This is a genomic window from Novosphingobium sp. CECT 9465, assembly GCF_920987055.1.
Classification (GTDB): Bacteria; Pseudomonadota; Alphaproteobacteria; order Sphingomonadales; family Sphingomonadaceae; genus Novosphingobium.
In genome coordinates, this window is record NZ_CAKLBX010000001.1 from 792,501 (window position 1) to 812,054 (window position 19,554).

Sequence of the window (19,554 nt, forward strand, 5' to 3'; positions counted from 1 at the left end):
GATGCGCAGCTCAATGTCGTTGCCTGGAACACTCGCTATGTCGATCTGTTCGGCTATCCGGCGGGTCTCGTACGCGTCGGTGTGCCCGTCGCCGATCTTATCCGGTACAATGTCGAACGCGGCCAGTTTGCCGGATCGGTGGATGACGAGGTCGACAAACGCATCCGGCACCTGAAGGCGCGCCGCAGTTATTCATCCGAACGCGTTCGTCCCGATGGCAGGGTGATAAAGTCTGTCGGCGGGCCGATGCCCGGTGGTGGATACCTGACATCGTTCACGGACATTTCCGATGATGCCGCCGTGCGCGACGAACTGGAGCGGACACTGGACGAGCTTGAGCAGCGCGTGGCCGAGCGGACATACGAACTGCGGCAGGCAAATGTCCGACTTGCCGATGCTACCCGCGAAAAGACGCGCTTTCTTGCAGCGGCAAGCCATGATCTGCTGCAACCCTTGCATGCCGCAAGACTGTTCACTTCAGCGCTGGATCGTAATCTGGAAGGTAATGCCAAAGTGCTGGCAGAGCGGGTGGATCGTTCGATTGTGGCGGCGGAGGCGCTGTTGCGCGCCTTGCTCGATATTTCGAAGCTGGATGCCGGCGGGGTTCAGCCCAGCCCTGAAATCGTCGTGCTTGAACCGCTATTGACAGACCTGCTGGAGAGCATGCGGCCACTTGCCGATGAAAAGGGGCTGTCGCTGCGCGCCGGATCGCTGGCGGGGGCGACATTGACCGATCCCGGCCTGTTGCGTTCGGTATTGCAGAACCTGATGGCCAACGCTGTGCGCTATACTGTTGCAGGCGGCGTAGTGGTAGGTGTGCGGCGGCGCGGGGCCTATCTGCGGATCGATGTGATCGATAGCGGGGTGGGTATTCCGGCTGATCGCCAACGCGAAATCTTTGGCGAATTCACCCGGCTTGGAACTGTCGAGGTGGAAGGCCTTGGTCTGGGGCTGGCGATCGTTGAGCGGATCGCGAAGCTGCTCGGCGTGCGGGTCGAGATGGCCTCGCACGAAGGACGCGGCAGCCGCTTCAGCGTGTGGCTCCCAGCGGTGGAAACGGCTTCTGGCACGGTCGGCAATTCACGCGCAGGACCATCGTCGGGAGGGATGGTAATGGCGCGTTCACTGCGCGTGCTGGTGGTCGATAACGAGGCGGACATTGTCGACGCGACCATGGCGATGCTGGCGGGGTTGGGGCACGACGCGGTAGGCGCGGGCGATATTCCAGACGCCTTGGCTCTGGTGGGCGAATGTGATGTCCTGCTGGCGGACTATCATCTCGACAACGGCGAAGACGGGCTGGCGTTGATCAAGATGGCCCGGAAACTGAACCCTGCGATTGCGGTGGCACTGGTGACCGCTGAAAGCGGCCCGGCTTTGCGCCACACGATCAGCCCGCACGATATTGCCCTTTTCGTCAAACCGGCCGATCCCGCGGCGATCGAGGCATTTCTGGCGCGCATCTCAATTGGTGAGATCAAGCCCCAGTGAACGCGCGACGAGCGCTGCCTGTGTACGGTTCTGTACATCAAGTTTGCGCATGATTGCGGTCATGTGCGCCTTGACCGTGGCCTCGCTCATGCCCAGATCGAAGGCAATCTGCTTGTTCAGCTTTCCATCGAGTACGCAGAGCAGCACTTTCAATTGCGTCGGCGTCAACCCTGCAACTTCGCGACGGACCTGATCGACCGGATCGGCGGAAGTGCCGTGAGCGGATGTGCCGTTCAGCGCCGCGCGCATTGCGTCTTCGATCTGGGAAAGATCGGCATCCTTGCGCAGGAACCCGACCGCGCCAAACGCGCGCGCTTCGTCTGCGGCCAACGCGCCTTCGGCACTGGAAACGACCAGGATGGGCACATCCGGCTTTTCGGCATGAAGCAGCGCAATCCCCGAATAGCCGATGGCGCCCGGCATTTTCAGGTCGAGCGTGATCAGGCGCAGATCGTCGGCCTCTGCGGCTGCCCGCGCCGCGGCATTCAGGGTGCCGGCCTCGATCACGCGGGCAAGCGGGGCGGCATTGGCCACCGCCAGTGCCAGCGCCTGCCGGAACAGCGGATGATCGTCCGCAATCAGAATGGTTTCGCTCACGCCCCTCCACCAGGCTTGTCAAATGCGCCGCCGCCGCCAGCCTGTTGGCATGCAAGGTATCTACAATGCGCGGAACGGCAAGGGGGATGTGCATTTACCGCGTTCGAGCGGCAGGCTTTGGATGAACACGAAATTTTGCGGGACGGTGGGGCGGTCGAAATTCCCGTGAAACCCTCAAAATATATTCGGATACGTCTTTGCTTGCGTGTTCCAGCAATCGCACCCTATCCTGATGACGAGAAATGATTGACGCCAACTCTGAATGGATTTCGTACCATAGCCACATGTCCAACACGCAGGTACTCGAAACCATGCGGTCCGCCCATGTTGGTATGCTTCCAACATATGCGGATACTTATGGCTATGCGGTGCTTGAGATGCAGGCTGCGGGATGTCCTGTTATCACCACCAACGTCCGTGCGCTTCCCGAAATCAATTCCGAAGAAAAGGGCTGGGTGATCAAAGTGCCCCGAAATGCGCTGGGTGAGGGGCGACACCAGACGCCTGAAGGGCGCCGACAGATCAGTGCGGAAATTCGCGCCGGGATTGCTCGCGCCCTTCACCAGATATTCGCCGACCGCATGGTGATCGCCCGGAAAGCCGAAAATGCCATTTCCCACATTCAGGCATCCCATGACCCGGATGCCCACGCGCGCGCTTTGAAGGCAATCTATACCCAAGCGGTTTCCTGAGTACGGGCTGGTTGTGATTGATATATTGGCGTCACAGGCTTGTTTATCTTGTATTAGGTGATTCGAAATCGACGGGGGCGTGATTTTGTGATGATCCGGCATCTGTACAGTGGATTTGCATTTGCCAGGTCAGGCCAGGACCAACGCGCCCAAGCCGGTTATCGATCCGATATTGATGGCATGCGGGCGATTGCCGTCATTGCAGTCGTACTTTTCCATCTCGATTTCAGGATGGTTGGCGGGGGCTTCGTCGGGGTCGATATCTTTTTCGTGATATCGGGATATTTGATCGGAAAATCCATTCTGCAGCAATTGCGGGAGGGGCGATTTTCTCTTGGGGATTTCTACCAGAGGCGTCTGCGCCGAATTGCGCCAGCGCTGGTTGCCATGCTTGCGGCCACGACCGTCGCGGGATGGTTCATCCTGCTTCCCAGCCCCTATGCCGGTTACGGTGCGTCGCTGATCGCAGCGGTGCTCTCGGTCGCAAACATCTATTTCTGGTTCGAAACCGATTATTTCGCAGCGGCGGCGCACGAACAGCCATTGCTTCACACATGGTCGCTCGGCGTCGAGGAGCAGTTCTACATCCTGCTGCCTATCGCGCTTCTGGCAACATTCAAGGCGCGGCGGCTTGACCTTGCATGGCTGGCGTTCCTCGCATTCGCATCGTTTGCGGCCAGCATCGTCATTGCCCGAAGCTCTCCAACCGCCAACTTCTATCTGATTCCGACGCGCGCCTGGGAATTGCTGCTGGGTACATTTTCGGCAGAATTGGGCTTCAGGATCTTGCGTGAACGCAGGATCCTCCGCGAGATACTTGCCGTGATGGCAATCGCGGTGATTGCGCTGTGCATCTTCACTTATGATCGATCCACGTCGTTTCCCGGATTGGGCGCTGCGCCGCCAGTGGTCGCCACAGCCGTCCTGCTGTCCATCGGAGCGCACGGGTCGAGCGTCGTCAGTCGCGCACTTGGCTTGAAGCCTGCTGTGTGGGCGGGTCTGATCTCCTATTCCCTCTACCTGTGGCATTGGCCTGTGATCGTGTTGATGAAGCAGTGGATGGCTTCGGGCTGGCTGAGAATGCCGGACCGGATCATGGCCCTTGCGATCATGGTGATCCTCGCGGTGCTGTCCTGGTGGCTTGTCGAGCGGCCATTCCGTTCGGCGCGAGTATCCAACAGGGCGGTCTGGTGGTTCTCCGGGATCAGCGCCCTGCTGCTTTCGCTGGCTGGCGCGGGGCTGGTTCTGGCCAACGGCGTTGCGCAGCGATTTCGGCCAGATATCGCGCAGGTGGCTGGCTGGCTGGATCGGCCGGAAGGAAAGAGGGACGGTTGCATCATCGGTCTTTTCGCCTCGCCGGGCACTGCCGTATCGCCGTCGTGCTTGCAGCGGGATGGTACGCGGCCCGATGTCCTTATCCTGGGCGACAGCCACGCGAACCATTTGCGCAAAGGGCTGGCCCGCCGATATCCCGGCATCAACTTCATGCAGGCCGCAGCTGCCGGTTGCAGGGTCACCATTGAGCCAGCCCCGAACGAAACGCCAACGTGCAGCGCATTCCGCAAAGAGGTGTTTGGCCACTTGCTGTCGGAAAATCCGCCGCGGCATGTATTGCTGGCGCTTTTCTGGGGTGAGGGGATATCACCATCGCTCAAGCCAACGGTTGACTGGATGCAGCAGCGCGGGATCGACGTGATCATCGGAGGGCCGGTAGCGCGCTATGAAGTGGCCCTTCCGCAAGCCATCGCGGTTTCGAAAATGCGTGGTGATCTGACCATTACAGACCGGACGCGGATTCCCGGTGTCGCCGAAGCGGATGCTGCCTTCAGGACCTTTGCCGAAAGCGAAGGCGTTGGCTACATGTCCAGTTACTCAGCGATGTGCCCGAACGATAAATGCATCGTCGAAATCAAACCCGGACTGCCGATCCAGTTCGATTCGCATCACCTGAACGATGAAGGTTCCTATATCGTTTCTGCAGCCTTCCCGGCAGATCGCGTGCTGGCTGCGGGGAAGGCTTCAGGAGCGGCGGACCGCGCAAGGTGACATCCGCCGATCACGCCCGCGCGAGTTGCGGGCGGTTGGCCAGCAGGTTGTCCACCACCCCCGGATCGGCCAGCGTCGATGTGTCGCCCAGATTGGAGACGTCGTTCTCGCCGATCTTGCGCAGGATGCGGCGCATGATCTTGCCGGAGCGGGTCTTGGGCAGGCCGGGGGCGAACTGGATCACGTCGGGCGTGGCTATGGGGCCGATTTCGTGGCGGACCCATGCGATCAGTTCCTTGCGCAAGGCGTCATCGGGTTCGATTTCGGCATTGCAGGTGACGAAGGCGTAGATGCCCTGGCCCTTGATGTCGTGCGGCATGCCGACGACCGCCGCTTCGGCCACCTTCGGGTGGGCCACCAGCGCGCTTTCGATTTCGGCGGTGCCCATCCGATGGCCGGATACGTTGATCACGTCGTCAATGCGCCCGGTGATCCAGTAATAGCCATCGGCATCGCGGCGGCAGCCGTCACCAGTGAAATACTGGCCCTTGAATGTGCTGAAATAGGTCTGGAAAAAGCGTTCGTGATCGCCCCAGACGCTGCGCATCTGGCCGGGCCAGCTGTCGGTGATGACCAGGCAACCATCGGTGGCACCGTCCAGAAACACACCGTCATTATCGACCAGTGCGGGCTTCACGCCAAAGAACGGGCGGCTGGCCGATCCAGGCTTCAGCGGAGTGGCGCCGGGCAGGGGAGTGATCATCGCGGCCCCGGTTTCGGTCTGCCACCATGTGTCCACGATCGGGCAGCGACCATCGCCCACCACCTTGTGATACCATTCCCACGCTTCGGGATTGATCGGTTCGCCCACCGACCCCAGCAGGCGCAGCGAGGCGCGACTGGTGCGCTTCACCCAGTCATCGCCTTCGCGCATCAGCGCGCGCAGGGCGGTGGGGGCGCCATAGAAGATTTCGACCTTGAACTTGTCCACGACCTGCCAGAACCGGCTCGCGTCGGGGAAGTTGGGCACACCTTCGAACATCACCGTGGTCGCGCCGTTCATCAGCGGACCGTAGACGACATAGCTGTGGCCGGTAACCCAGCCGATGTCTGCCGCGCACCAGTAGATCTGGCCGGGTCGGTAATCGAACACGTACTGGTGCGTCATCGATGCCCAGACCGCATAACCGCCGGTGGTGTGCAGCACACCCTTGGGCTTGCCGGTGGAGCCTGAGGTGTAGAGGATGAACAGCGGGTCTTCTGCGTTCATTTCCTCAGGCGCGCAATCGGCAGATTGCTGCGCCACCGCGCTCGCCCAGTCCACATCGCGGCCTTCCACGAAGCCCACGTCCGCGCCGGTGCGGCGCAGCATGATGACGGTATCGACGCCGGGGCACTGCTTCAGCGCTTCATCGACGTTGGCCTTGAGCGGCACCTTGCGGCCGCCGCGCAGGCCTTCGTCGGATGTCAGCACGATGCGGCTGTCGCAGTCGGTGATGCGCCCGGCCAGAGCATCGGGGCTGAAGCCTGCAAACACGATCGAATGGATCGCGCCGATCCGCGCGCAGGCCAGCATGGCAACCGCCGCTTCGGGCACCATCGGCAGGTAGATCGTCACCCGCTCGCCCTTCCTGACGCCCTTGGCCTTGAGCAGGTTGGCGAAGCGGCAGACGTCTTCGTGGAGCTGGCGATATGTGATTTCGCGGTGCGGCTCTTCCAGGCCATCAGGCTCCCACAGGATCGCCACGTCATCGCCGCGCGTGGCCAGATGGCGATCAAGGCAGTTGGCGGAAAGGTTGAGCGTACCATCCTCGAACCAGCGAATGCCGAAATCAGCTTCATTGAACGAGGTGTTCTTTACCTTGGTGAAGGGCTTGATCCAGTCGAGCCGCTGGCCGTGTTCCGCCCAGAAGCTTTCGGGGTTCTCTACCGATTGACGATACATTTCATGGTAGCGCGGTTCATCCACCAGCGCATCGCGCGCCCATTCCGCCGGAACCGGATAGACTGCCTCGCCCATGTCACGCTCTCCTTTTCGAGTCTTCTCTTGCCACCACGTTACCGCAGCAGGGGCCGCCGGGGCTTTTAGACAATAGTCGTAGATATAAGACCATCCTCTCTCTGGTTGCCACGTCCCGGTCAAGGGATTGTCCCGGCAGGATGTCGCGAAATGCCGGCACCGGGAGAGGGAACATGTTGCACTCACGCTGGCGAACGCAGGCGATCCTGCTGGCAGCCACTGCGCTTACGACGCCGATGGTTGCAAGCGCCGCCGCACCGTCAAAACGCGAGGCAGAACTGGAAGCGCGCCTGCTGCGGCTGGAAATCGAGATGGCGGCGCTGAAAGGCGATCTTGAACAGGCGAAGGCCGAGAAGGCCGTTGCAGTCGATATCCAAGCCCTGCAAGTGGCGCAGGCTGCCGTGGCGAAGGCCGATGCAACCGCCGTGAAGCTTGCGGCGCTTGAAGCAAAGCCGCAGCCCGATGGCTTCAGGGTCGGCTCCACCACATTCAGGATGGGCGGGTTCGTCAAGGTCGTCGGCAGCGCCACGCACTTCAGTTCAGGTGAACTTGCGGGTGGATCGCTGGGCAAGGAATTCTTCCTCCCGCAACAGATACCGGTGGGCGGCAGCGCCAGCACCGATGTGATCGGCCATGCCCGGCAAACACGCCTGTTCTTTGCCACCAGTACTCCGATGGGCGGCAAGGAACTGAAAAGTCATATCGAATTCGATTTCGCATTGGCAGCAGCGCCGCTGGGGGCGCAGCGCGCAACCAATGCCTATACGCCCACCTTCCGGCGCGGATTCATCGCATATGGCAACCTGCTGATCGGCCAGGAATGGACGACGTTTCAGAACGCCGCGCACTTGCCCGAATCCACTGATTTCGTTGGCCCGATGGATGGTTCGATCTTCGTTCGCCAGATGATGGTGCAGTATCGCCAGCCGCTGGGCAGCGGACTGGACCTCTACCTTGCAGCGGAAAATCCGCAGACCGAGACGATCACCTCAACTTCGGCGGCGATGGTCGACAACGATCAGGACCGGATGCCCGATTTCATCGCCAAGCTCGCCTTCAAGGACAAGACGAAGGAACTTCACGTTGCGGGGCTGGTCCGTTCGGTATCGGTGCACAGCGGCGGTGCGGGCGACAATGCTCTGGGCTGGGGAGCAACCGTTGGCGGCAAGGTCCTGTTCGGCCATGACCTGCGCCATGATATCCGCTTTGTCGCATCGGGCGGGCGCGGCATCGGGCGCTACTTCACGGTCGGCTATGCGCCGGATGCGATCTATGATCGTGCCGTGGCAGACCGGCTCAATCTGGTCAGCAATGTCGCGGCATGGGCATCGGTCAAGCTCGGCTGGACTGCGTCGGTGCGCTCGACCTTCATGGCGGGCTATCAGCATGCCGATTATCCCGATACCATCGCCACGCCGGGACTTGCCAATGTCGAGGCGTGGAGCGTTGCGGGCAACCTGTTCTGGTCGCCGGTGCGCAATCTCGATTTCGGGATCGAATACCGTCATGCCCTGCGCGAAGTCGCATCAGGGCTGACGGGCAAGATGGACCGCGTCGAACTGGCAGCAAAATATACGTTCTGAGGGACGAGGGAGAGGAACAATGGCAATAATCGAAGATGGCTTGCCCCGGCATCACAAGGCAACCCACAACGAAAAGCTGATCATCACCGCGTCGTCATTGGGCACGGTGTTCGAATGGTACGACTTCTATCTTTACGGCCTGCTCACCGCGATCATCGCGGCCAAATTCCTGACCGGGCTGAACCCGACCACATCGTTCATCATGGCGCTGCTGGTATTCGCGGCGGGCTTCATCGTCCGTCCTTTCGGGGCGCTGGTGTTCGGGCGCATCGGCGATATGGTAGGGCGGCGTTATACGTTCATCGTCACGCTGCTGGTCATGGGCCTGTCTACGTTCCTGGTGGGTTGCCTGCCCACGTATGAAACGGTCGGTGTTGCTGCGCCAATCATGCTGGTGGTGCTGCGCATGTTTCAGGGGCTGGCGCTGGGCGGCGAATATGGCGGGGCCGCCACTTACGTTGCCGAACACGCACCCGAAGGGAAACGCGGGCTGTACACCAGCTGGATCCAGATCACCGCCACGGCAGGCCTCGCCATGGCGCTGTTGATCGTGATCCTCGTGCGCTCTCCGGTGACGGGCGTTGGTGAAGAGGCGTTCAAGGACTGGGGCTGGCGTGTGCCATACCTGCTTTCGGGCCTGTTCCTGATGGTCGGGCTGTGGCTGCGCCTCAAGCTGCATGAATCGCCCGTTTTCCAGAAGATGAAGGATGAAGGCACGTCGTCCAAGCGCCCGCTGACCGAAGCCTTCGGCGAATGGAAGAACCTGAAGATCGTGCTGATCGCGTTCTTCGGTGCCATCGCGGGCCAGGCGGTCGTCTGGTACACCGGCCAGCTCTATGCGATGTACTTCCTTGAAAAGATGCTCAAGGTCGATGGTCTTACCGCGAACATGCTGATCATCATCGCACTGGCGCTTGCCACGCCGTTCTTCCTGTTCTTCGGCTGGCTGTCCGACAAGATCGGCCGCAAGAAGATCATCCTGACCGGCTGTGCGCTGGCCGCGCTCACGCTGTTCCCCGCGTTCCACATGCTGACCGATGCTGCCAATCCGGCACTGGCCCGCGCGCTTGCCACCGCTCCGGTCAAGGTTACCGCAAATGCTGGCGAATGCTCGTCGCAGTTCGATCCGGTGGGCGGCAACAAGTTCGACACCACCAGTTGCGATATCGTCAAGAACGCGCTCGCCAAGGCAGCGGTGAATTACGAGAATGTTGCAGCACCCGCCGGGACCGTGGCTGCCGTCACAATCGGCGACATGACCATCACCGCGCCCGATCCGGCCAGGCTTTCGGGTGATGACAAGAAGGCCGCGATTGCCGCCTTCACCGCCCAAGTCGCGGGTACGCCGGCCAGCGATGGCAAGCCTGCGGTGATCGGCGAACTGGAAAAGGTCGGCTATCCGACCAAAGCCGATCCCGACGAGATCAACCAGCCGATGGTCGTGGCGATCCTGTTCTACCTCGTGCTGCTGGTGACGATGGTTTACGGTCCGATTGCGGCCATGCTGGTCGAACTGTTCCCCAGCCGCATCCGCTACACCTCGATGAGCCTGCCTTATCACATCGGCAATGGCTGGCTTGGCGGGCTGCTTCCGGCCATCGGTTTTGCCATGGTCGCGGCCAACGGGGATATCTACTATGGCTTCTGGTATCCCGTAGTCGTCGCTGCTGCCACTTGCGTCTTCGGTCTGTTCTTCCTGCCTGAAACTTTCAGGAAGAACATCGACGATTGAACCTGGAACGGGGTGGACGCCGCGCCTGCCGGTATTCCCCCCGTTCGCACGAGAGCGCTTGAAGCAATGGCCTGCGTGGGGCAGGACCGTGTGATGACCCGTTTCGCCGATTACCACGCCCACATCTATTTCAACCCTGACGAGGCCGAACAGGCGGGCGCGCTGTGCATGGCCATGCGCGATGCCCTTGGCCTTGCCATGGGCCGCGTCCATTCCCGCCCGGTTGGTCCCCATCCGCGCGGCTCCTGCCAGATGACCATCCCTTCAGCCCGCATCGGCGAAGCGCTGGAATGGCTGATGACCCATCGCGGGCATTTCACGGTGTTTGCCCATGGCAACAGCGGCAACGATCTTGCCGATCACACCGCGCACGTCATGTGGCTGGGGCAAAGCGAAACGCTCGATCTCAGACAGTTCGGGCCGGTTTGAAGCGGTTTTGCGCTCCAGCAACATTTTGTCGCGACTGCGCCCGCCTGCGGAAAAAGGGTCCGTCCAGCTAGGACGCGCATCGTCGGGCGTCTTACCAGCTGGAAAGGTGCCTGAACTCGTCCTTGGCAGCCCGCGCATGTCGACCTATCGTATGTGCGGATGCCGCAACCTTGCCGGGAATTTATGCAATCACCTTCGATCGTACTGGTGGAAGACGACGGGCCACTGCGGACGCTGACCGCGCGCGCCCTGCGTGAAAACGGCTATGCGGTAAGAACCGCCGCCACCGGCGCGGAAATGTGGGTGGCGCTGGAAAACGAACCGGCGGACCTCGTCGTGCTCGACATCATGCTGCCGGGCACCAGCGGCATAGAGCTTTTCCGCCGCCTGCGCCGCCAGAGCGACGTGCCGATCATCTTCGTGTCCGCCCGTGGCAGTGAGGAAGATCGTGTGCTGGGGCTTGAACTGGGAGCAGACGATTACCTGGCGAAGCCGTTCAGCACCCGCGAACTGGTCGCCCGCATCGGCGCAGTGCTACGTCGTGGCACGACGATGGGCAGCGATTCTTCCGGGGAATCCGGCGGGCGCAGCGGCGATATCCGCTTCGATGGGTGGACCGTCTCCATGGCCCGGCGCGAACTTCATTCGCCCAGCGGTGCGATGGTCGACCTGACCGGCGCCGAATTCGATCTGCTGGCTACTTTCATCGGGCAGCCTCAGCGTGTGCTCGGCCGCGAACGCCTGATCGAATTGTCACGTACGCGGCTGGGTGACAGCTCGGACCGCAGCGTCGACGTATTGGTCAGCCGCCTGCGGCGCAAGCTTTCGGCGGCGGGTGGTCCCGCGCCAATCGTTACCGTGCGCGGCGTGGGGTACATGTTCCGGGCAGAAGTGGCGCGCGCTTGACGCTGTTCCGCCGGTTCGGACTGCCAGAGCGGCTGCTGGCGATCCTCCTGCTGGTGGCCGGGGTGGATTTTGCCGCCAACACCCTGCTGTTCGATCGCGCCAGCCGTTTTGCGCTGCGCGAAGACGATGCCGCGCGCGTGGCCGAACACCTCGTCATCGCCAGTCGCGTGATCGAGCGTACGCCGCAAGCCAGCCGCGCGCGCGTCGCCCGCGATCTCAGCACCAGGCGGTTTTCGCTGGAGTGGCGCGCCAGGGGGCCGCGTCCCGTCGGCCCGGTGGCGCTTGTCGGGATGCGCGAGCAGATCCTCGACGTTGCGACCGAACTCGATCACGCCGATCTGCAATTGCACCTCCGATCCATCGGCGCATCGGGCAATATCGTGGGATCGGTGCTTTTGCCCGATCGCAGCGTCCTGCAATTCCAGACGTATGCGAGCGACGCCTGGACTTTGAATGCGGGGCGCATCGTCACCTTGCTGCTGCCAACGCTGGTGCTGGTCGTTCTTGCCTGGGCCTTGTTCCGGGCTACGCTTTCGCCATTGCGGACCCTAGTGCGCGCCTCGCGCAAGGTGGGGGCCGAATCGCCTGAGCCGATTCCCGAACAGGGCACCGGCGAAGTGCGCGAACTGATCGCCGCGTTCAACCAGATGCAGCAGCGCATTCACCAGTCGATGGCTGATCGCACCCAGTCGATGCTGGCCATCGGCCACGATCTTCGTACCCCGCTCTCACGCATGCAGTTGCGCCTTGAACGCGCGGGGCTGGACCCCGAAACGGTCGAGGACATGACCACGGACCTTGGCGAGATGCGGCACATGCTCGAATCTCTGCAAGCCTTCGTCGAAAGCGGTGGATCGCGCCTGCCGCCCGAAAGAATCGATGTGGCGGTGATGACGCAGACACTGATCGATACTGCCGCGGACGAAGGGCGCGATGCCACTTACCATGGGCTGGACAGCCTTGAAATCATGGCGCGGCCGGTATCCCTGCGGCGGGCCTTGTCCAACCTGATCGAGAATGCGCTCCATTATGCCGGCAGCGTGTGGGTGACCGTCCGGCGCGATGGGGCCATGGCCGAGATCGTGTTCGAGGACGACGGGCCGGGCATTCCCCCCGAACGGCTGGATGACGTGCTCCAGCCCTTCGTCCGGCTCGATACCGCGCGCAGCCGCGATACGCCCGGAATGGGACTGGGTCTGCCCATCGTCTCGCGCGCCATCGCTCTGGAAGGCGGTGTGCTGCAATTGCGAAACCGGGAACAGGGCGGCCTTTGCGTGACCATCCGGCTTCCCTGCGCGACAACCTGAAATGCTGGAAATATTTCGTTACAAAGCGGTCTGACACAGGCAAAGCCGGTAGCATATCTATGTTCGCAATCGCGGCATTTTCGCCGCGGTCAACCGATCCGCAACGGAAAAGGGTGACAACTGTGAACGAACTCCTCGGCCGTGTCTTCAGCTTCGAGAAGACCGTATTCCCCGATAGCCGCGAACTGTTCGGCAAGCTTTCGACCGAGGGCCAGTCGCCCAAGGCCCTGATGATTTCATGCGCCGATTCGCGCATCGTGCCCGAACAGATCATGCAGGCAGAGCCGGGCGAACTCTTCGTCTGCCGCAATGCCGGCAACATGGTGCCCTCTTATGCCACCATGAACGGTGGCGTTTCGTCGACCGTAGAATATGCCGTCGTGGCGCTCGGTGTGCGCGATATCATCGTCTGCGGACATTCGGATTGCGGCGCGATGAAGGCGCTGGCCGCCCCGGAAGAGCCAAAGGGTATGCCGAATGTGGTTGCCTGGCTGCGTCATGGCGCCGCCGCAGAGCATGTCATTTCCAGCTGTGCGCCCCATCTCCATGGTGATGAGCGTGTACGTGCTGTGAGCCTTCAGAACATCATCGCCCAGATCGATCATCTGCGCACGCATCCATCGGTCGCCGCTGCCATTGCACGTGGCGAAATGGCGCTGCACGGCTGGTTCGTCGATATTACGGCAGGCGTGGTGCTGGGTCTTGATGGCGATACAGGGCAGTTCGTGCCCATGCGCGAAGACCGCCCGCTCCCCGTGGCGCTGCCGGCTTATGTTCGCGTGGCTAATGAGCCTTCCTATGCGGTGGCGGCTGAATGACGACGGCACTGGCAGCGGAGCAGGAAAAAGCGGAGGGGACTGGTCCCTTCCGCTTTTTCGCGCGTGATTTTACCGCATCGATCGTCGTTTTCCTGGTCGCCATGCCGCTATGCATGGGCATTGCCATCGCATCGGGTGTGCCGCCGGAAAAAGGACTCGTTACCGGCATTATCGGCGGAATTGTTGTCGGCCTGCTCGCAGGTTCTCCGCTTCAGGTCAGCGGGCCTGCCGCAGGGCTTGCCGTAATCGTGTTCGAATTCGTGCGCGACAATGGCCTGTCCGCGCTTGGCCCGGTGCTGGTGCTTGCTGGCGCGATTCAGGTCGTGGCGGGAGTGGCGCGGCTTGGCGGCGCATTCCGTGCGATCTCGCCTGCCGTGGTTCATGGCATGCTCGCCGGTATCGGTGCGCTGATCGTTATCGGGCAGTTCCATATCCTTTTCGATGAAAAGCCGTTGTCGAGCGGCCCTGAAAATCTTGCGATGATGCCTGCACGCATCCTGGGCCTGACACCGTTCGATCTGCGCTCCACCGAACTCGCCCTGATGCTCGGCCTTCTCACCATCGGCACGATGCTGCTGTGGGAAAAGGTCAAGCCTGCAAAGCTTGGACTTTTGCCCGGTGCGCTGCTTGGGGTGATGGCGGCAACGCTTGTTGCGGCGGGCTTCGGCCTTGATGTCGCGCGTATCACAGTGCCGGAATCCATTGCCGCTGCCTTTGCCTTGCCGGAAGCCGGTGCCTTTTCTGTGCTGGGCAATTCTTCGCTGATCCTTTCAGCCGTTGCCATTGCCTTCATTGCCAGCGCTGAAACGCTGTTGTCGGCTGCTGCGGTTGATCGCATGCACGACGGCGTCCGCACCGATTACAACAAGGAACTGCGCGCACAGGGCGTCGGCAATTTGCTGTGCGGCGTGTTCAACGCTCTGCCGATGACCGGCGTGATCGTGCGCTCCTCTGCCAATGTGCAGGCGGGCGCGATGACGCGGCTTTCGGCCGTTTTGCATGGCGTCTGGATATTGGGCTTCGTCGCGCTTCTGCCATGGCTTTTGCGTGAAGTGCCGATGGCCGCGCTTGGCGGTGTTCTGGTGGTCACCGGCTGGAAACTGGTCAGCATCAAGCATGTCCGCCACCTGTTCCGTGTGCACGGGTTCCTCCCTGCCCTCATCTGGACCGCCACGTTCGTCCTCGTGGTGACGACTGACCTGCTCACCGGCGTTCTCGTCGGCCTCGCATTGTCGGTGGTCGAAGTTCTCCCGCATGTGCGAAACCTTCGTTTCCGCGTTGGCGAAAAGTCTGTCGGTGAAGCGGTCGGGCTTGAACTTGAAGGCGCGGCGACTTTCCTGGGTCTCACCCGGCTGACCAACGCCTTGGAACAGCTCCCGCCAAGCAAAGCCGTTCATGTGAACATGGATCGTGTCCACATGATCGATCACACGACGGCCGAAATGCTTAACGAATGGGTCGTTCGTCGGCGCTTGCGGGGTGATGTGGTCAAGGTGACCGGGCCTGATGCGGTCATACGCACGCTGGCGCCTGCAACCTGATTTCGCCGGCCTGATTTCGCCGGAGCGCCCCCTCCGGCCTTGTGCCGGGCGGTTCCCGACCTCCCTCATCGGAACCGCCCGGCATATTTTTGCATTGCAGCATTGGAAACATTTAGTTACAATATAGACATACTTTAGCAATAAATGGCGTGTATGAATCGGCTTCCGCGGCGACAGTGCTCCATTGAGAGGCTCTGCGCAGCGGACGCAGCTGGAACGTGATAATCCTTACAGGGAGCGTTCCGTATGAAGATCCGTCTGGCCGCAGCCGTGGCTGCAATTGCCATCGCCACCGCCGCGACCCCCGCTTTCGCTCAGGAAGAAGAGTCCGGCCCGATCACCGTTTCGGGCAGTGCTGCCCTTGTGTCCGACTACCGCTTCCGCGGCGTGTCGATGTCCGACAAGGAAATGGCTGTTCAGGCTGGCGTTACCGTCAGCCATGAAAGCGGCCTCTATGTCGGTACCTGGGGTTCGAATCTGGCAGGTTGGGGGACCTTCCTTGGCTCGAACATGGAACTCGACATCTACGGTGGTTACAAGACCACTATCAATGACGTGACCGTCGACGTCGGCCTGACCTGGTACATGTATCCGGGCGGTCTCGACAACACAGACTTTGCAGAACCCTACGTCAAGGTTTCCAGCGCCGTCGGCCCTGCCAGCGTTCTGGTTGGTGTAGCCTATGCTCCCAAGCAGGAAGCGCTCGGAAAGTGGTATAACAATGGTGCCTCGGCTTCCACGGGCGTTTACGACAACCCCGGTGCCAAGGCTGACAACCTCTACCTGTGGACCGATGTTTCTGCAGCCATTCCTGAAACGCCGCTGACGGTAAAGGCGCATCTCGGCTACAGCAAGAGCGGTAATGACGGCCTCGGACCTCAAGGTACGGCCGTTTCGCCAACCGGCGAATATGTCGACTGGCTGGTAGGTGCCGATTACGCTCTCGGACCAGTGGTCCTTGGCGTCGCTTATGTCGATACAAACATCAGCGATACGGAACGCGCTTACCTGACGCCGAACTTCGCGTCGACCAAGGATGGTTCCTCCATCGCCAGCTCGCGCGTTGTTGTTTCGGCAACGGTTGCGTTCTGATCTGACGCTGCAAAACGTCTGACAGAAGCCCTCTCTCCCTTCGGGGAGGGAGGGTTTTTTGTTTGGTCCCGATCTGCGATAGGCTTGTTTCGCCAGGGCGAAGCAAGGGTGCAACCGGATGCAACTGATCGAACATGCATTGGCGGCGCTGGCGATTCAGGCCGTGATCGGTTTTGCAACGCGCAACTGGTGGGCAGGGGCCGCGCTGGCCTGTGGCTATTTCATCGGGAGAGAGCTGGCGCAGGCCGAATATCGCTGGATCGAACAATTCGGCAAGGGCCTTCGCGCCAACCTGCCGTGGTGGGGTGCGTTCGATCTGCGGGTCTGGCCAAAGGCAGACCAATGGGCCGACTGGATCGGGCCAATCGCCGCCACCACTACCGCCGCCGCAATCATCCACCGCCGCCGCAAACCGCGCGGTTGAAGGCTATGCCGATCCGTTCCGAAATTTCCTGCTGGCTGGGGCGGCAGGATTCGAACCTGCGAATGGCGGCATCAAAAGCCGCTGCCTTACCACTTGGCGACGCCCCATCAGGAGGCGCGCTTATAGCGCAGGTTGCGCGGATGAAAAGGGGGGCAAAGCGATACATTGCGGCATTTTGCCCGGCCCCCTTTCCCGGTCAGAAGCCCTTGACGATGCCTTGCAGGCTTTCAGGCGGAAGAACGTCGAAATCGCTGGCGTCGTGGCGTTCGGCAATGCCCTTCTGCGAGTTCACCAACCGCCCGCGCAACACGCCGGGGCGCGCGTCGATCTCGCCCACCCAGCGCCCGACGTACTCGTATTCATGCATTGAAAGGAACGTCGCCGCCTCGCCATAGGCTTCGCCGCGATAGATGTTGCCGAACCAGGTGTAAGTGGCCAGATCGGCAATCGTATAGTCGTCGCCCGCAAGATAGCGCGTTTTGGCCAGCTGGCGGTTGGCCACGTCGAACAGGCGCTTGGTTTCCATGGCATAGCGGTCGATCGCGTATTCGATCTTGATCGGCGCGTAGTTGTAGAAGTGTCCGAAGCCGCCGCCGATGAACGGCGCGCTGCCCACCTGCCAGAACAGCCACGAAAGACACTCGGCCCGCGCGGCGCCCGATGTCGGCAGCAGTACGCCGAACTTTTCCGCCAGATGCATCAGGATCGCGCCCGATTCGAACACGCGGAACGGTTCAGGCCCGGAGCGGTCGACCATCGCCGGGATTTTGGAATTGGGATTGATATCCACAAAGCCGCTCGAAAACTGATCGCCTTCAAAGATTTTGATCAGCCAGGCGTCGTACTCAGCCTCGGAAAAGCCCATCTGGAGCAGTTCTTCCAGCATGATCGTCGCCTTCTGGCCATTGGGCGTGCCCAGCGAATAGATCTGGAACGGATGCTTGCCGACCGGCAGATCTCTCTCGCTCGTCGGCCCGGCAATCGGCCGGTTCACGCTGGCAAAGGCGCCGCCATTAGCCTTGTCCCAGGTCCACACCTTGGGGGGAACGTACTCTTCGGACATGGCCTGCTCCTTCGAATTTAGTTAGTGTTACAAACTATATTGAAACGATGCGAGCGGAACCGCAAGAGCCATCGCCCGTTCGCTCCAACATGGAAAGCAAAGCCGCTTCGCACAAGCCCGGACTGGTCTTCGTCGATGACAGTCTGCCCGGCGTCACCCGCCGCCGTTGCGGCAAAGGCTGGGCCTATTTCGATCCCGCCGGCGCCCGGATCAGGGATCGTGCCGAGATCGATCGCCTGAACGCCATCGCCCTGCCGCCCGCCTACTGCGAAACCTGGTATTGCCCCGCATCCAACGGCCATATCCTCGCCACTGGCATCGACGCCAAGGGCCGGAAACAGTACCGCTATCACCCTGATTTCCGCACGGCGCGCGAAGGCGAGAAGTTCGACCGCTGCGCCGCCTTCGGCCGCCTCCTGCCGCTCGTGCGGAAGCGCGTGGAGGATGATCTTTCCGCCCCGCGCCTCACCCGCGAGCGCTGCATCGCAGGCGTCGTCCGCCTGCTCGATGGCGGCGGCATCCGCATCGGTAACGAGGCCTATGTCCGCGCCAACAAGAGCTTCGGCGCGACTACGTTGCGGATGCGCCATGCCGAGGTGAAGGGTCAGGTCCTGCGCCTGCGCTTCCGCGCCAAATCGGGCAAGGAGCGCGAAATGCGTATCACCGACCGCAGCCTTGCCCGCTTCGTCAGGAAGATGCAGGACCTGCCCGGTCAGCACCTGTTCCAGTATGTGGACGACAGCGGCGAGGCCTGCCCGGTCGGATCGGGCGAAGTGAACGCATGGCTGCGCGAGACGATGGGCGACGACTTCACCGCCAAGCATTTCCGCACCTGGCGCGCCAGCGCGCTCGCCTTAGGCCTGCTCGCCGAAGCGCGCCAAAAGCTCACCCTCAAGGCGCTGCTTGAGCAAGTGTCCGAGCACCTCGGCAATACCCCCGCCATCGCCCGCAAAAGCTACGTCCATCCCGCCGTGCTCGCGCTGGTGGACGATCAGGAGGCATGGCGCGCGTCTCTTCGCTTGCCGCGCGCAACCCGCTGGCTATCGCGCGAGGAAAGGGGGCTGATTGACCTGCTGGAGGGCGGCCCGGCGGCGGCGGAACTGCTGGCAGTGGCCTGAGCTTCGCGCACGAACGAGATAGGAATTTACCCCAACTGCTCCAGCGCCCCCACCAGATCAGCGAAGTGATCCACCACCACGTCCGCGCCCAGTTGATCCGGCGGCAGATCACAGAACCCGAACCCCACCGCCACCACCGGCAACCCGGCCGCCCGCGCTGCGCCCACGTCGAACGTCGTATCCCCCACAAACGCCGCGCGCCCGCCGCCGCAGCGTTCGACCATCGCGTGGAGCATATCGGGGCGGGGCTTGGCGGTGCCAGCGCCCAGCGTATCGCCACCGATGATCGTGGCAAAGCGGTGCGCCAGGCCCAGTTCCTCGAACAGTTGCACCGCCAGATGCTCCTTCTTGTTCGTCGCCACGGCCAGTTTCACCCCGCGCGCCTCCAGCGCATCGAGCATGTCGTAACCGCCCGGAAACAGCGCGGTGTGCGCGGCAATGTTCTCGCCGTAGAACCGCACCAGTTCGGCTTGCAACCCGTCAAAAGCCGCCTCGTCCACCCCGCCCGACTCCATCAGTGCAGACCGCAGCATCTGCGCCGCGCCGCCGCCAATGTGGCGCGCCACATCGTCCAGCGGCACAGGCGCGCGCCCCGCCAATGCCATCGCATGGTTCAGCGCCACGCCAAGGTCGCGGCTGGTATCCAGCAAGGTGCCATCAAGGTCGAAGCCGACCACATCAAAAGGAAATTGTGCCATGGTCGCGTCAACTGGCCTCCCGTTCTGGAAAGCGCAAGATTTGTCTGGCAAGGATAC

General features: G+C 61.8%; 17 protein-coding genes and 1 tRNA gene (1 of these 18 cut by a window edge). 13 read left to right on the forward strand and 5 right to left on the reverse strand.

Features of this window, described 5'->3' with window-relative positions; translation table 11 throughout:
- Positions 1–1,491, forward strand: partial view of a PAS-domain containing protein gene (locus LUA85_RS03860; protein ID WP_231467053.1) — the final stretch only. 1,863 nt of this gene lie to the left of the window's left edge; only the last 1,491 of its 3,354 coding nucleotides appear in the window; the start codon falls outside the window, past its left edge; its stop codon occupies positions 1,489–1,491.
- Here the strand turns inward: LUA85_RS03860 and LUA85_RS03865 are convergent.
- Positions 1,465–2,088: a response regulator transcription factor gene (locus LUA85_RS03865; protein ID WP_231467055.1), complete on the reverse strand. Its 624-nt coding sequence runs from the start codon at positions 2,086–2,088 to the stop codon at positions 1,465–1,467. The two genes, LUA85_RS03860 and LUA85_RS03865, sit on opposite strands and share 27 nt — an antisense overlap.
- A gap of 242 nt (positions 2,089–2,330) precedes the next feature.
- Here LUA85_RS03865 and LUA85_RS03870 point away from each other — a divergent pair, with 242 nt between their 5' ends.
- Positions 2,331–2,780, forward strand: a complete 450-nt coding sequence (locus LUA85_RS03870; protein ID WP_256448216.1) for a glycosyltransferase — start codon at positions 2,331–2,333, stop codon at positions 2,778–2,780.
- Between the two features lie 180 nt (positions 2,781–2,960).
- A complete protein-coding gene (locus LUA85_RS03875; RefSeq protein ID WP_231467058.1) occupies positions 2,961–4,826 on the forward strand; it encodes an acyltransferase family protein in 1,866 nt (621 codons plus the stop codon).
- A gap of 10 nt (positions 4,827–4,836) precedes the next feature.
- Here the strand turns inward: LUA85_RS03875 and acs are convergent, their stop codons facing one another.
- Positions 4,837–6,786 carry an acetate--CoA ligase gene (gene acs / locus LUA85_RS03880; protein WP_231467060.1) on the reverse strand — a complete coding sequence of 650 codons (1,950 nt, stop codon included), beginning with the start codon at positions 6,784–6,786 and terminating at the stop codon, positions 4,837–4,839.
- A gap of 173 nt (positions 6,787–6,959) precedes the next feature.
- On the opposite strand from acs, the gene LUA85_RS03885 reads away from it, so the two are divergent.
- The 9 genes from LUA85_RS03885 to LUA85_RS03925 all read left to right on the forward strand — a co-directional run bounded on the left by LUA85_RS03885 (position 6,960) and on the right by LUA85_RS03925 (position 16,618).
- Entirely contained in the window at positions 6,960–8,369 is a 1,410-nt protein-coding gene (locus LUA85_RS03885; protein WP_231467062.1) for a DcaP family trimeric outer membrane transporter, read from the forward strand.
- 19 nt (positions 8,370–8,388) lie between these two features.
- Positions 8,389–10,101, forward strand: a complete 1,713-nt coding sequence (locus tag LUA85_RS03890) for an MFS transporter (protein WP_231467064.1) — start codon at positions 8,389–8,391, stop codon at positions 10,099–10,101.
- 93 nt (positions 10,102–10,194) lie between these two features.
- Positions 10,195–10,530: a DOPA 4,5-dioxygenase family protein gene (locus LUA85_RS03895; RefSeq protein ID WP_231467066.1), complete on the forward strand. Its 336-nt coding sequence runs from the start codon at positions 10,195–10,197 to the stop codon at positions 10,528–10,530.
- 183 nt (positions 10,531–10,713) lie between these two features.
- Positions 10,714–11,436, forward strand: a complete 723-nt coding sequence (locus tag LUA85_RS03900; protein WP_231467067.1) for a response regulator transcription factor — start codon at positions 10,714–10,716, stop codon at positions 11,434–11,436.
- Positions 11,433–12,743 (forward strand): ATP-binding protein, encoded by a 1,311-nt coding sequence (locus LUA85_RS03905; RefSeq protein ID WP_231467069.1) that lies wholly within the window; start codon positions 11,433–11,435, stop codon positions 12,741–12,743. The genes LUA85_RS03900 and LUA85_RS03905 overlap by 4 nt, the downstream gene beginning before the upstream one ends.
- Before the next feature lie 122 nt (positions 12,744–12,865).
- On the forward strand, positions 12,866–13,561 hold the full coding sequence (locus tag LUA85_RS03910; protein ID WP_231467071.1) for a carbonic anhydrase: 696 nt from the start codon (positions 12,866–12,868) through the stop codon (positions 13,559–13,561).
- Complete coding sequence (locus LUA85_RS03915) at positions 13,558–15,102, forward strand: SulP family inorganic anion transporter (RefSeq protein ID WP_231467074.1); 1,545 nt, start codon at positions 13,558–13,560, stop codon at positions 15,100–15,102. The genes LUA85_RS03910 and LUA85_RS03915 overlap by 4 nt, the downstream gene beginning before the upstream one ends.
- Before the next feature lie 246 nt (positions 15,103–15,348).
- A complete protein-coding gene (locus LUA85_RS03920) occupies positions 15,349–16,194 on the forward strand; it encodes a TorF family putative porin (RefSeq protein ID WP_231467076.1) in 846 nt (281 codons plus the stop codon).
- A 118-nt stretch (positions 16,195–16,312) separates the two neighbouring features.
- Entirely contained in the window at positions 16,313–16,618 is a 306-nt protein-coding gene (locus tag LUA85_RS03925; protein WP_231467078.1) for a hypothetical protein, read from the forward strand.
- 32 nt (positions 16,619–16,650) lie between these two features.
- On the opposite strand, the gene LUA85_RS03930 is transcribed toward LUA85_RS03925, so the two are convergent.
- Together LUA85_RS03930 and yghU are read right to left on the reverse strand one after the other, a co-directional pair.
- Positions 16,651–16,725: transfer RNA gene (locus LUA85_RS03930), tRNA-Gln, on the reverse strand.
- Between the two features lie 89 nt (positions 16,726–16,814).
- Complete coding sequence (yghU, locus tag LUA85_RS03935; protein WP_231467080.1) at positions 16,815–17,681, reverse strand: glutathione-dependent disulfide-bond oxidoreductase; 867 nt, start codon at positions 17,679–17,681, stop codon at positions 16,815–16,817.
- 89 nt (positions 17,682–17,770) lie between these two features.
- Here yghU and LUA85_RS03940 point away from each other — a divergent pair, with 89 nt between their 5' ends.
- On the forward strand, positions 17,771–18,799 hold the full coding sequence (locus LUA85_RS03940; protein ID WP_231467082.1) for a DNA topoisomerase IB: 1,029 nt from the start codon (positions 17,771–17,773) through the stop codon (positions 18,797–18,799).
- Between the two features lie 26 nt (positions 18,800–18,825).
- Here the strand turns inward: LUA85_RS03940 and LUA85_RS03945 are convergent, their stop codons facing one another.
- A complete protein-coding gene (locus tag LUA85_RS03945; RefSeq protein WP_231467084.1) occupies positions 18,826–19,497 on the reverse strand; it encodes an HAD-IA family hydrolase in 672 nt (223 codons plus the stop codon).
- Positions 19,498–19,554: the final 57 nt, after the last annotated feature.